The organism is Cryobacterium sp. Y50 (genome assembly GCF_002929805.1).
Classification (GTDB): Bacteria; Actinomycetota; Actinomycetes; order Actinomycetales; family Microbacteriaceae; genus Cryobacterium.
Genome location: NZ_PJJM01000046.1, coordinates 1 through 13,008 on the forward strand (window position 1 = coordinate 1; position 13,008 = coordinate 13,008).

Here is a 13,008-nt window from a genome sequence, read left to right on the forward strand (position 1 = left end):
ACTACGGCACACTAGAACCACACGAGAGTGGCCCTGTTTTCAGTTGGCAGAAGTGGCCCTGTTTTCAGTCGGCGTTAACATCAGATCCGTCGCCCATACGACCTCGTGTCCATCGGCAATCTCGGTGACCGTGGCGATGATCTCGAGCAGCACGGTCTCGTCGTTATCTATCCGTTGGGAGAGAAGTATCTCCCCGGTCTGGTCGATCACGACGCAGTGATGCGCCCGCTTTCCTGAATCAATTCCCGCCCATACTGCTGGCATCTGAAGGTTCCTTCCGTCTCGTTGATAGCAGTTTCCCTGTCGATAACCACGCCGGCACGTCCTTACCCAGCGATCAATGTCGCAATTCTCAATCAGCGGTCCAGTCATCTGCGGGCANGACCTAGTCTGCGGGGCGTTCAACCGCTCGGCCATTGCCACACTCGTGGAACGCACCAGCGGCTTCCTCATGCTCGTGCACCTGGGCGGCAAGCACGACGCAGCAACCGTCCGCGAACGGGTCGGCACGGCGATGTCCGCCCTACCAGCGCACCTCAGGAAAACGCTGACCTGGGATCAAGGATCGGAGATGGCCGAGTATCGGTAGTTCCAGGAAAAAACGACGATCCCCGTCTACTTCTGCGACGCACATTCACCGTGGCAACGAGGCTCCAATGAGAACACCAACGGACTCATTCGCCAGTACTTCCCCAAGGGCACCAACCTGAACCTCCACAGCCCCGAACGCTTGGCTGAGGTCGCCGCCAAGATCAACGCTCGCCCCCGCGAATCGCGTAATTGGGAGCCATCGCAAACACACTTCGATAGGCTCAAAGAACTAGCCCACATTTGACCGTGTGTTGCGACGATGGCTAGAAAACGCCATGCAACAAACTTCAAAACTGGGGCCATTTCAGAGTGCCACATCCAATCGAGGGAGCCGGGAGCTACGGCGCCCAGCTGGCCCGTGTCGCCGGGGCCCGCTGGGCCATCGAGGAAACCTTCCAAACCTCCAAAGGCGAAACCGGACTCGACCACTACCAAGTACGGCAATATGGCGGCTGGTACCGGCACATCACCCTCTCCATGTTCGCCCACGCCTTCCTCAGTGTCATCCGCTCAAAAAAGGGAGCCCACATCCAGGCTCCGACCAGCTGGTAAGACTCTCACTGCCCGAAATTAGGCACCTCATCACACGGATCGTCTGGCACCGGGAATCAGACCCACGCCACGTGATCCGCTGCTCCCTCTGGCGACGAAAACACCAACGCCGCGCCCAACAAAGCCATTACAAAGCCCGCGGTCACACCCCACAAACGCGACTGTAGTACTAGTTCGAGCCCTTCATTCTCGGTGGGTTTGTTGATCCATGCCGTTGCGGGAATGGACAGGATCTGCGGTGCCTGGGTTGTGCTGAATCGCTGGGGGAAGCGTGCGCGTGCCGCGTCTAGCGTCGCGGCTCACGCTGCCGGACTGCGTGCAGTGCGCGAAGACCACACAGACGCTCGACACCGTCAATCTGCCGTAAACCGTGATCGACCTCAGAATCGACAAGCACGCCAGGGACATGATGAGGCAGTTCGGCTACACCGAAACGCCTGTCGTCATCACCCAAGGGGTGTCCTGATCAGGGTACCGGCCCGATTGGATCGCCAAAATAGCCGAACTTCGCGAGCACCCCGTGATTACCGCCGAGCAGGAATCCCCGCGATGGAATTCAGTCTTCGGCAGACACTCTGACCCCTTTATTCCACGAAATTGGCAGTATCCAACGGCACTGGACCCGAGCCACTTCACGGCGGGCCTGGTTCTTTCTACGCTCGCATAACGCAAGAGTCTGGGCAGCACTACTGAGGCGTATTCGAAGCTCCCGCACCGGGAAGCCATTTACCTGTCCGCGAATCCATAACCTGATCACCGTCGGCGATGGTTATCCCTCGCAGAATTGTTCGAGACAGTTTTCCATGGAATGTTTTGCCGGAATATGGCGACCAGCTCGCTTTGGACTGAATGGATGCGTTCTCGAGTACCCACGCTGCGGCCGGGTCAAAGATAGCAAAATCCGCGTCGAACCCAACGCGAATGGCGCCCTTTTTTCCCCAGAATCCGTAAAGGCGTGCAGGTGTCTCGCCATAGACCCGCGCTATGTCTTCCCAAGCGAGGTGGCCGCGGAAGACAGCATCGACCAAAGTGGGCATTGTCGTGTCGAGTCCTGGGAGCCCAAACTGTGAGTGCCAGATGTCTCCGGCAGCCTTCTGCTCCAAGGTGGAAGGAGCATGGTCGCTTGAGATGTGCGTCAGCGTCCCCTCACGGAGGAGCCGCCACATATCTGTTTCATCGGAATCGTGGCGCGCTCGCGCGGGTGGCGTGAACTTTCTTAGCGCTCCTTGGGTATTCGCTTCTTCCTCCCGGAGGACGAAGTATTGCGGACAGCACTCTGCGGCTAGGTCGCCTCCCGCTTGGCGTTCTCTCAGGACGTAGCCGGCTACCTCTGGGTGCGACACGTGCGCAATCGTAGCCTTAGCCTGAGTTCGACGCACGAGCAGCGCGGCAACGGCGGCGGCAGAAACTTCAGCGTCACGACTTCTCCATTCAGGCAGCACACCACCATCTAACCGCCCCGCTTCAATCAGGGCGAGCTGAGCGTCACCTGCAATGGATTCGTCTTCGCAATGGATCAGGCTTCGTGCACCGATATCAGAGGTCGCTTTCAAATGGGCGAGAAGTGCCCCGGCGTTGTGCCCTGGGACGCCATGTGTCGTACACGTGAAAACCTTAAAGTAGGCAACCCCGGCTTCCCACAGACTTCGGACAGCATTTGATTCGCCCGTCCACGCGTGCGCTGCGAGACCGAAGTCCACGTTGGATCGCCCTTTTAGATACTCAACTTTTTCCAAGAGCCCTTGTCCGGAACGAATTGGACCTGAATGAGTGTGTTCAATGATGGTGGTTACACCCGCTCCGGCAGCAGCTCTGGTGCCTGCCGGAAAATCCTCCCGATCCGTCGCTGATGGATCCATAAGGTGAACATGAGTGTCAACTCCGCCAGGAAGCACGATCAGTCCCGTCGCATCAATGGTCTCTCGAGCATTGAAACTGTGAGGACCCACGTAAGCGATTCGCCCGTCTTCCACCCCAATGTTTACTTGTGAGCGGCCGGTGGAATGAACGACGGTTCCACCAATAATCGCGAGGTCAAAGGTATTCATTACTCTCCAGGTTTCTGACTAGCTGCTGGTCTTATGCAGTGGAACTGAGCCCATCGTTATTTGCTTCTTCAATGGTTTCGAGAGTCGTCTGTAAGTGCTGAAGAGTCAGCGCGATTGCGCCGGAGACGTCTCGTTTTCGATATAGAGCGACAAGTTGGGAGTGCTCTTCATTGGACTGCGCGACCCGTTGGGGGCTGACAACTAGCGACATAGCGACATACGATGACGCGCTGTCTCGGAGGCTTGCCAATATCGTGGAAAGCCTGCTTGCCTCGTCCGGCATAGCAAAGACCGCGTGAAATTTCCGATTCAATTCCACCCACGAGGCAATATCTTTCGTCGTTGAAATCTGGACCTGTAGGTCATGCGCTCTTGTGATTTCTTGATCCGTCAAGCGTTCTATTGTGCGCCGCACCATGAGCGGCTCGAGAGCTACACGAAGTTCATAAAGTTCCCGGACCTCTTCCATGTTCAAGCTGCGGACAAGAGCACCTCGATGTGGATCAAATACGACAAGGCCCTCTGCCACGAGGTCCCTCAATGCCTCCCGCACCGGAGTCACGCTGACCTCTAACTGATTGGCTATATCTGACTGGATCAGACGGGTTCCGCCAGTGAGCTCACCCTCCAAAATTGACGCTCGCAACGAACTAAGAACATACTCATGAGCCGTGCGGGGACGACCATGTCCGGTCACGCGCTCTGCACCCAATGGCTTGCTTTGATTGCGAGACATATCGTCTGCCTCGCGTGGTTCTATCCTCATGAAATGGCCGTTCTACCGAAGCCATTTCCGCGCAACTTGAACTCCTGTCGAATTTCCTTTAGATCCCGACCGCCATCGATGAGAGCCGTCAGTAAAATGCATGCCTTCCGGCTATCAAGCCAGCCACCAGAGATCACACCTCGTTCCAAGAGATCACGCTCAGAGCCCGCGAACGCATAGGTTCTACTGTAAATCGTTCCCGAACCGGTTCGCGTGGTGAGTACAACCGGGAGAACTTGAGTGGCGCGACTCACAACCTGGGACAGTTCGTTAGACACATGTCCAACGCCAAATCCTGATAGCACAACTCCGTCGAAGCCCGCATCGAGCGTTAATCCCAGAACCTCGCCTCTGTCTCCGAGGTGAGTTTCCAACAGGGCGACACGCCGACGTTGAAAACTATCTGGGTAAGCCAGCGGGTCAGGTCGCCTTGCTTCGTTCCCAAAGACAACATTCCCCTCCTCCACGTAACCGAGTACGCCAAACGAGGGGGAACAAAATGCATTTGTGCCGCTTGACCGAATCTTCCTCACGCGCGTCGCCGAGTGAATCTCGTCATTCATAACGACCAAAACCCCACGATTTCGTGATTCCTGGTCGCGAGCCACTGTGACTGCTGCGAGCAGATTAGCTGGCCCGTCTGACCCCAGTGTTTGCGGGGCGCGCATGGCGCCTGTCACGACTAATGGCTCGGGGTGATTCCAATAAAGTTCAAATAAATACGCAGTTTCTTCGAGCGTGTCTGTCCCCTGAGATATGACAACGCCATCATGTCCCTTCCGAATCATGTTGTCGGCCCAAACCAATGCCTTGTGAACATATTCAAAATCTAGGGAAGCTCCGGGCAGTGTCTCCAGCGTTTCTGTTGTCAAGATAGCAATGTCTTCGAGTCCGGGGACCCCGGCGATCATTTCGCTGGCTCGGAGTGTGGGTGAAACTCCCGCACCTTGGGAATCCGACGTCATTGTGATCGTCCCCCCCAAGGAGGCGATTGCTACGCGTTTTGTCACAGCTACTTCCTTTCAGGTCGGCAGATTTTTTCAAAAATGTTTGCATTCTGTATCATATAGGAGATATCTTATAGGAAATCTCAAGTGAAAGACAATGATGCGAGGGAAGAATGAGCAGCAGAAGTTCCTTGGAGAAGAAGGTCGTTACGAAACTGAGTGAGGGAGGTAGCCGCCTCACCAAATCCGTAGCGATCGTGAGCTTTGTAGTCGTTGCCTTGTCCTACACATTGAATGCAATGGATAGGCAAGTGTTTCCTGTTCTGTTGCCGAGCATTCGAGAAGACCTGGGCTACTCCTTGGCGCAAGGTGGACTGGTAGCAACAATCTTCACCTTGGGCATTGGGCTCGCCGGCGTTCCGACCGGATTCCTCCTCGACAAGCTTTCCCGCAAGGCAGTGATGCTCCTGGGGATCTTTATCTATTCCCTATTCACACTGCTGACGACATTCTCAGTTGGCTTCTTTGACATGCTGGCATTCCGGGCCGTGACGGGTGTGGGTGAAGCGATGCAAAACGCAGCACTCTTTTCCGCCGTTGGCGCGTACTTCTTCGCGAACCGCGCTCTCGCAATTGGCGGCCTGAACTTTGCCTTCGGTCTCGGCGGATTCCTCGGGCCGCTGCTTGGAGCCAAGATGGCAGCAAGTTCTGGGTGGCAGCTACCGTTTTACGTTTACGGAGTCTTGGGCTTTGTTTTTATCGCTCTAATCGCGGTGTTCATCAAGAAGAAATTTACGGAACAGGTTGAGGGCGCTGCAGAACAACAGCAGCAAGCAACTTTCAATCATGTTCCGGACCGGCTTCTTAACCGCAATGTCGTGATGCTTGGAATAACAGCAGGCGTTGTCGGCCTTGCCATGTATGGATTCATCGGCTTATACCCCACGTTTTTGCAGACAGACCTGGGTTTCACGCTACCCCAAGCCGGCACCGCCGCGAGCATGTTCGGTCTAGGCGCGATGATGGGACTTCCCGCTGGATATCTCAGTGACAAGCTGAACCAGAGGTATGTGCTCATGTCCGCCTTGGTTATTGGGTCATTGGTCGGCTATTTGATCTTCAATGGACCGACCTCGACTGGTTGGCAGTACTTTCTTTCCTTCGCAGAGGGTGCCGTCGCAAGCGGATTCTGCTTTGTCGGCATCTACGCTGCCCTCCAGAGGTCCGTGCGGCCGCAGATAATCGGCCGCGCATCCGGCATCTTTATTTCAAGCTTCTACATTCCTGCCTCAGTTGCGGGCTACGTCTTTTCAGCCCTTGTCGGTTTGGCGGGGTGGGGCGGTGCTGGATTCTGGCAATTGAGCGTCCTTCCCCTTCTTGGTATCGTCGCGCTCCTCTTTGTCGATACCAGCAAATTCTCAAATGCCCGGCTACCGCTCAACCACTAAGAAAAAAATCTCGAAGCATCGGAAAGGCACAAATATGAAGAAGATGACGGGTCCGAAACGATGGCACGACCAGCGTTGGGTAATTGACTCCGTCTTGCGAACGGATGGGCTTGAATGGGACCAGCCTCGTGTGGCATACACGCTCCGCCCGATGGGAGTTGATGCCAATCCCGACTTTGTCGTCGCGAAGTCGAGTATTTCAAAGTTCGCGGACATCACGCCAGTTTTTACGGCATTGGGCGAACGACGTGAGCGGATGGCGCACGAAGCCGAAGAGGCTGGAAGACCAGAAACCGCTAGAGAACACTACTTTCATGCAGCCTTACTCTTCTCGTCTGCTGAGTGGCCAATTTGGGAGGATACTGCACAACTTGTCGCCCTAGATGACCGAAAGAATAACTGCTACAGCTCCTACGCGCGGCTTGCTGACCACCACGTCGAGCGAGTAGAAATTCCTTTTCAGGACTCCTATATTCCCGCTTGGTTCCACCTCCCCGTCGGTTACCAGGGCGGGCGGATTCCGACTGTCCTTGCTTGCGGGGGGATGGACGCCGCAAAAGAACTCAACGTGAACCTTTATGGCGACAAGCTTCTCCAGCGTGGTTTCGCAGTTCTTTCTTTTGATGGTCCCGGACAAGGCGAGGCTCCAGTTCGCGGTGTCAAGTTCACTCCTACTGCTTGGATCGCTGCGGGGGAAGTGCTTATGGAATGGTGTCGCGCACGTGACGAGGTCGACAACGACAACATCGTTGGGTTCGGTCTTTCCTTCGGTTCCTACTGGATGTCACAAATCGCCGCCACCCAGCCGACACTGAAAGGCGCAGCAGTAGGACTCGTCTGCCATGAGCCGGGAGGCCACATGATCTTTGAAATGGCATCGCCCAGCTTCAAAGCCCGATTCATGTGGATGTCGGGTTTGGAAGACGATGAAGAATCCTTCGATCTCATGGCCGAAAAGATCGATCTGCGTCCGGCTATGGACACAATGAGTATCCCTTGGCTGGTGATTGCGGGAGACGAGGACGAGCTCTCACCGATGGAACATACCTATGACCTAGCCCGTCGATCTCCGAGCCCGGCCCCCATGCTCGTTTACCAGCAGGGTCGCCATGCACTGTCCTTGCCTACACCTTCTGTTGCATCGGGTCCTAACTGGCTCACGTATTCGGCAGATTGGTTACTAGACAGAGTTAACGGTGTCCCTGCCGAAGACTATGTCGACTACGTCCTACCGACAGGGAAAATCGAACGTCGAGCGCACCCCAAGGAGTTCCGGTCATGAGTATTGAAGACGAAATCTCAGGCTCACACAGCTTTTACGCTGCTCTGCCAAGCCTTGTTGGCCGACGCATCGCCGTCGTGACAATCGACCTACATCGTGGACATCTCGATCCGGCGGTGGCCACCATGCCCTTGTCTGTAACCGCAGCCGCCCAGGTTACCCGCTCGAATATTTCGCTTCTCCGATCAGCGCGCGCACGCCAGCTGCCCGTGATCCACGTTATGACGTCTTATCACGCTGTCGAAGAGATATCGTCAAATCCGTGGTGGAAGAATATTGCTGGAACGGATGCTACACGCGCCAATGTCCTTCGTCATCAGCTGCCAGGCAGCCCGGGCCTTGAGATTATGCCGGGGGTTATCGATCACGATTATGACGTTCTCGTTTCTTCCAAGAAGAGGTATGACTCGTTCATGGCGACTGAGCTCGATCATGTTTTGCGTTCTCGGAACATCGATACGCTGCTCCTCACTGGGGTAAATACCAACAGCTGCGTTCTTGCAACGGCAATCGCTGCCAACGCCCGTGACTATTCGGTGATCGTTCTTGAAGACTGCGTAGACACGATGGATCGCACGCTGCACGAGCCTGCACTGAACATAATCCAAAAGGCTTTTGGCTGGGTCGCCACAAGCAAAGAGATAATGGCTGCGCTTTGAGGCAGGTTGATGTCCACGCGCACGTTATTCCACCAGCACTGGTGGCAGCCATGCACCGAGGGACCGCTCCAGATGGGATCACCATTGAAACGGTGGCGGGTGAACCCTGGGTAGTCCACAGGCAGGGCTATAGGTATCCACTCCAACCGTCCTTCCATGATGTGAAAACACGTCTGGCCGCGATGGATGCTCAAAATATTGACGTTGCTGTCTTGTCAATCGCGCCACCGCTATTTCTGTATGGCCTGGAAAAGCCGGATGCGGCTGAAGCCGTCCGTACGACGAACGATGCCATCGCGGAAATGGTCTCAGTCGCCCCGGATCGGTTTGTAGGACTCGCGACTTTACCCATGCAAGATCCACCAGCTAGCGTTCTCGAGCTCAAGCGCGCTACATCAGTCCTGGGGCTTCAAGGGGCACAAATCGGATCCCACATTGAGGGAACTCCCTTAGATGACCTATCAGTCCGGCCGGTATTGGAAATGGCATCCGCCCTTGGCGTGCCACTTCTCGTACACCCCTATTACGTTGGTTCCACCGCCGGCCTAGACGATTTCTACCTGACAAATCTTCAGGGAAATCCGTGGCAAACGGCAGTATGTGCTTCACGACTAATCCTCTCGGGAACTCTCGACGCGCTACCGAATCTCGACCTGATACTTGTCCACGGCGGAGGGCACCTTCCGTTCCAAATTGGTCGATTGGACCATGGCTACAAGGTTCGTCCGGAGGCTTCTGCTCCTCAACATCTGCCGAGTAGCTACCTCCGACGTTTCCACTACGACACTCTTACGCACAACGTGCAGGCCACTCGATGGCTGGTTGACCAAGTGGGTTCTGATCGAGTGCTACTCGGCACTGATATGCCATTCGACATGGCCGGACCAGGGCTGGAAGGGCAGCTCGACCGCTCGCTGGAAACGGAATCCGACTGGGCAGCAATTGCTCACGAAAACGCTGAACGACTTTTTACTTTGCCAACGAATCAAAGAAAGTAACCCATGCCTAAGAAACTTCTGCTTCACATCGGCGGGCGCGAAGTCGCGGCCAGTGACGGCGGGACCTTTGACGTCATCAATCCAGCCACAGGCGAAACTCTGTACGAAGTTTCGCATGCAACAGAGTCCGATGTCGACGCAGCAGTGGTGGAAGCCCAGAATGCATTTGACGATGGCCGGTGGAGAAACATCGCGGCTCGTGATCGCGCTCGAATTCTAAACAAAGCGGCAACACTTCTCACAGACCGGATCGACGAGTTTGCAGAGCTGGAGTCAAAACAGGTCGGTCGAACTCTTCGTGAAATGCGCGCACAGCTTCGTCGGCTTCCCGAATGGCTGGAATACTTTGGGGCTGTAGCCCAAACGCAGGAGGGTACGAGTCCCAACTTTGGTGCTAACCACCTCAATGTGGTTCGGCGGGTGCCATTGGGCGTGGTCGCCTTAATAACCCCATGGAACCACCCCTTGCTAATCACGATGAAAAAGGTTTCTGTGGCCCTGGCCGCCGGCAACTCCCTCGTGATCAAGCCAAGCGAATTAGGGCCAGCCGTTCCGATGGTACTCGTCAGATTGCTGGAGGAGGCGGGAGTTCCCGGTGGCGTGGTCAACGTCGTACCAGGTCTAGGGCGAACTACTGGAAAGGCCCTTTCAGAACACCGCGGTTTGGCGAAAATCGATTTTACTGGCGGCACAGAAACTGGGCGCGTAATCGCGGCCAACGCCGGTAAATCCCTAATCCCCGTCACCGCTGAGTTGGGCGGAAAAGCTCCGGTTCTCATTTTTGATGACGTCAACATTGCACAGGCTGTCGCGGGAGCTCTCTTTGCTGCCTTCGTGGCAACCGGGCAAACGTGCGTCCAGGGTGCGCGCATCCTGGTCGCACGAAGTATTTTCGATGAAGTTGTTCAGCTGCTCGTGAAGCGGACCAAGGATCTGCGTTTGGGGAATCCTCTCGACCTGGACACGCAGGTTGGTCCATTGGTATCCCAGAATCAACGAAATATTGTGTCAGCGGCGGTCGAGCGGGCACGTCAAAGCGGAGCGACGATTCTCTGCGGAGGCCGCATTCCCGAGGGTGAACAGTTCACAAGCGGATGGTTTTATGAACCGACCGTAATCGCCGACGTAACTCCAGAGCACGACTTGTGGTGCCAAGAAGTTTTCGGGCCAGTCACGCTCATCGTTCCATTCGACGATGAAAACGACGCTATAGCTCAGGCGAATGACAGTCCCTTTGGTTTGGCTGCATCAGTCTGGACTCGGGACATCGGTCGGGCCATCCGTGTGGGGAACACCCTCGATTGCGGCATTGTATGGATCAACGATCATCACAGAATAGACCCATCGTCGCCTTGGGGCGGGTTCAAAGCGAGTGGCATTGGATCAGAAAACGGCCTCGATGCGTATCGTGGTTATACCCAGCAGCAAAGCTTGATCATCAATACTGCTGACGAAAAGTTTGACTGGTTTGCAACAAGCGATGACGTTCGATATTCCTAGTCTCATTTAACTTGAACCGGGTTTATTGCATGCGGTACAAGAACTAAATTTCACTAAACCCGGTCAAGGATAAACCAGTCTGGTGAAGAGATCACTATCGCCGCCGGCCACCGCGTCAAGCTGACTGCCGGAAGCAAGCTCAAGGCTGCCGCCAAGTAAGCTTCCGCTCGAGGCACTGCCAGCAGGGCGTGGTTGGTGGGTTTGACCGTGACGCGACCCAACGTTCAGAGCCTTGGTGAGAGTGGGCGCGCCGCAGGTGACTTCAGTGCATAGCGAACACGTCGACTCGCCATGAATAGTGCTGGGAAGAAGCGGCGTTCACGAAGTGCAGGGCAGCGATCGGCGAGATGCACCCACACAGTTGCTCGAGAGGCAGTGAAGCCTAACCGGTGACAATGCCGCCGGACCGGAGTACACGCGTGACCTCGGCATTGCCTTCTCCCCGTCGACAACGTGGTGCAGCATCAGGAAACTTACAACGAAATACACAAGTTTCCTCATCGCAGGGAAACTGTGTGACGTCGGCTTGGCGCGCCGCCACGTGCGGATACTGTGCAAGACGTTTCCGTGCGACGCCACCATTACGGCGTCGTAGTCGGTCCTCTCCCCGTAAGTACGGGGATGTGTCTGCCACCAACAACGTAACGTCCGGTTAGGGCATGCCCCCTTCGGCGGCTTCCGCCGTCGCGTCACCGGCGGGGCGCGGGTGGCGGGAAACACCGGCCGGCTCGCGCAGCAGGAAAGCCAACGCGAACGCGACGACGGTGAGTGCGCCGAGGATGGTGAAAGTCACGCGCAGGTCAGTCGCATCCGCAACCCACCCGAGGAACGGGCTGAAGAGTCCGCCCGCCGTCACTGCGAGGCCGACCGTGACACCGCTAGCGATGCCAATACGGTTCGGCAGATAATCCTGGCCCAGGATAACGAACACGGCAAAGGGCATAAAGACCGTCACGCCAGCCAGCGCGACGAAAACCAGTGCGACCACCCAATTCTGGGCCAACGCCAAACCAAAAACGGACGGAACAGCCAGCGCAAATCCAAGACGGATGCTGACAAGGCGCCCCAACCGATCAGCCGTCCAACCACCGACGATCGTGCCGAACGCACCCGCCACAAGGAAGAGAGTCAACGCCGACCCACCCACAACCTCGGAGGTGCCGAAATCATTAATGAAATAAAGCGCGATGAACGAGATAGCGCCAAAGAACACGATTGAACGCACCACCACCACGGCGGTAAGCCGCAGAAAAGCCGGCCAGTCGTCAACACCCGGCAGATGCACCCGCTTCAGAGCACCGGTGCGGCCATCCAACACCGTCCCCAAGCGGATAAACAACACCGCCGCCATCACAACGGCCGGAATGACGAGCAGCACGCTGCCACCCAACCCAGTCATCAACAGAAGCGCCGTGGCCACCAACGAGCCCAGAGCAAAACCAACATTCCCGCCCAGCGCAAACACACTCATCGCCCGGTTACTATTACCAGATGCCTGCCGTGCTGCACGGGCGGCCTCGGGGTGGAATGCAGCGATACCCAACCCCGCCAACGCGACGACCAACCACGTCATCCAATACTCAACCGAGAACGCCACCAGGCCCACACCGACAGCGGCCGTGAGCATCCCCACCGGAATCAACCAGCGACGCGGATGCCGGTCACCCCACCAACCAAACGCCGGCTGCACCACCGAAGACAACACATTCGCCGCCAACGTCAATCCGGCAACTGCTGCATAGCTGTAGTGCCGCTCCGCCACCAGAAACGGCAACAGGGCGGGAACAACACCCTGATAGAAATCATCGAACACATGAGCCGTTGCCATCAACGCGACACCGCGACGATTCACCCAACCCACTCCCGCAGTGACCGACGCCTTACTCAATCGACGACGTCACGAACCCCACGCCACGTAACCCCACTCAACGAACACAACCTCCGAAGACGAATCCGAGGACGCCCCGTCGGTGACATCGTTCTCACCTCGACCATCATCATCAGCACACGAGCCATGGAATCATCCTAAAGGGTTATCCATTTCACAACCCAGCGGAGGACGGCCCCACTACTGCTGGAAATCAGCAGACGCCAGCACCACAACGCGGGGGCAGGGGTACCGCCGGGAGTGTCTCAGTAACGGTGTTTCCGGCGTTTTTCATTAGTAGGATTCTGCGTTCGGCCAGCGGTCACGGAAGGTGATGGCGAACGCGTTGA

The 13,008-nt window shown here is 56.3% G+C and carries 10 protein-coding genes and 3 pseudogenes; 8 read left to right on the forward strand and 5 right to left on the reverse strand.

Annotated elements, in window-relative coordinates; genetic code table 11:
- Positions 1–39: 39 nt before the first annotated feature.
- Positions 40–264 (reverse strand): IS110 family transposase, encoded by a 225-nt coding sequence (locus CXY73_RS01035; RefSeq protein WP_233198063.1) that lies wholly within the window; start codon positions 262–264, stop codon positions 40–42.
- A gap of 118 nt (positions 265–382) precedes the next feature.
- Here CXY73_RS01035 and CXY73_RS22480 point away from each other — a divergent pair.
- Positions 383–835, forward strand: a pseudogene (locus CXY73_RS22480) (IS30 family transposase); the annotation flags it as partial.
- Positions 836–936: 101 nt separating this feature from the next.
- Positions 937–1,143: pseudogene (locus CXY73_RS01045) on the forward strand (IS701 family transposase); the annotation flags it as partial.
- Positions 1,144–1,829: 686 nt separating this feature from the next.
- Here the strand turns inward: CXY73_RS01045 and CXY73_RS01050 are convergent.
- From CXY73_RS01050 to CXY73_RS01060, 3 genes are read right to left on the reverse strand one after another with little or no spacing between them, the layout of a single operon-like run.
- Positions 1,830–3,191: a dihydroorotase family protein gene (locus tag CXY73_RS01050; protein WP_104176524.1), complete on the reverse strand. Its 1,362-nt coding sequence runs from the start codon at positions 3,189–3,191 to the stop codon at positions 1,830–1,832.
- A 31-nt stretch (positions 3,192–3,222) separates the two neighbouring features.
- The gene (locus CXY73_RS01055) at positions 3,223–3,927 is read right to left on the reverse strand and encodes a GntR family transcriptional regulator (protein WP_158253972.1); all 705 of its coding nucleotides are present in this window, start codon (positions 3,925–3,927) and stop codon (positions 3,223–3,225) included.
- A 26-nt stretch (positions 3,928–3,953) separates the two neighbouring features.
- On the reverse strand, positions 3,954–4,967 hold the full coding sequence (locus tag CXY73_RS01060; RefSeq protein ID WP_104176526.1) for an asparaginase: 1,014 nt from the start codon (positions 4,965–4,967) through the stop codon (positions 3,954–3,956).
- Between the two features lie 128 nt (positions 4,968–5,095).
- Between CXY73_RS01060 and CXY73_RS01065 the strand changes: the two genes are divergently transcribed.
- From CXY73_RS01065 to CXY73_RS22485, 6 genes and pseudogenes are all read left to right on the forward strand, one after another.
- The gene (locus tag CXY73_RS01065) at positions 5,096–6,352 is read left to right on the forward strand and encodes an MFS transporter (protein ID WP_158253973.1); all 1,257 of its coding nucleotides are present in this window, start codon (positions 5,096–5,098) and stop codon (positions 6,350–6,352) included.
- A 34-nt stretch (positions 6,353–6,386) separates the two neighbouring features.
- Complete coding sequence (locus tag CXY73_RS01070) at positions 6,387–7,634, forward strand: alpha/beta hydrolase (protein ID WP_158253974.1); 1,248 nt, start codon at positions 6,387–6,389, stop codon at positions 7,632–7,634.
- Positions 7,631–8,293: a cysteine hydrolase family protein gene (locus CXY73_RS01075; RefSeq protein ID WP_199185236.1), complete on the forward strand. Its 663-nt coding sequence runs from the start codon at positions 7,631–7,633 to the stop codon at positions 8,291–8,293. Before CXY73_RS01070 ends, CXY73_RS01075 begins: the two co-directional genes overlap by 4 nt.
- Entirely contained in the window at positions 8,290–9,291 is a 1,002-nt protein-coding gene (locus CXY73_RS01080; protein WP_146071561.1) for an amidohydrolase family protein, read from the forward strand. The genes CXY73_RS01075 and CXY73_RS01080 overlap by 4 nt, the downstream gene beginning before the upstream one ends.
- Before the next feature lie 3 nt (positions 9,292–9,294).
- On the forward strand, positions 9,295–10,791 hold the full coding sequence (locus CXY73_RS01085; RefSeq protein WP_104176530.1) for an aldehyde dehydrogenase family protein: 1,497 nt from the start codon (positions 9,295–9,297) through the stop codon (positions 10,789–10,791).
- Positions 10,792–10,866: 75 nt separating this feature from the next.
- Positions 10,867–10,950, forward strand: a pseudogene (locus tag CXY73_RS22485) (integration host factor); the annotation flags it as partial.
- Between the two features lie 493 nt (positions 10,951–11,443).
- Here the strand turns inward: CXY73_RS22485 and CXY73_RS01095 are convergent.
- Positions 11,444–12,643, reverse strand: a complete 1,200-nt coding sequence (locus CXY73_RS01095; RefSeq protein WP_146071562.1) for an MFS transporter — start codon at positions 12,641–12,643, stop codon at positions 11,444–11,446.
- Positions 12,644–13,008: the final 365 nt, after the last annotated feature.

Excerpts from the sequence above, each read along its gene's own strand:
- CXY73_RS01035 (WP_233198063.1), bottom strand. The coding sequence starts at position 264 with ATGCCAGCAGTATGGGCGGGAATTGATTCAGGAAAGCGGGCGCATCAC.
- CXY73_RS01050 (WP_104176524.1), bottom strand. The coding sequence starts at position 3,191 with ATGAATACCTTTGACCTCGCGATTATTGGTGGAACCGTCGTTCATTCC.
- CXY73_RS01055 (WP_158253972.1), bottom strand. The coding sequence starts at position 3,927 with ATGTCTCGCAATCAAAGCAAGCCATTGGGTGCAGAGCGCGTGACCGGA.
- CXY73_RS01070 (WP_158253974.1), top strand. The coding sequence starts at position 6,387 with ATGAAGAAGATGACGGGTCCGAAACGATGGCACGACCAGCGTTGGGTA.
- CXY73_RS01075 (WP_199185236.1), top strand. The coding sequence starts at position 7,631 with ATGAGTATTGAAGACGAAATCTCAGGCTCACACAGCTTTTACGCTGCT.
- CXY73_RS01085 (WP_104176530.1), top strand. The coding sequence starts at position 9,295 with ATGCCTAAGAAACTTCTGCTTCACATCGGCGGGCGCGAAGTCGCGGCC.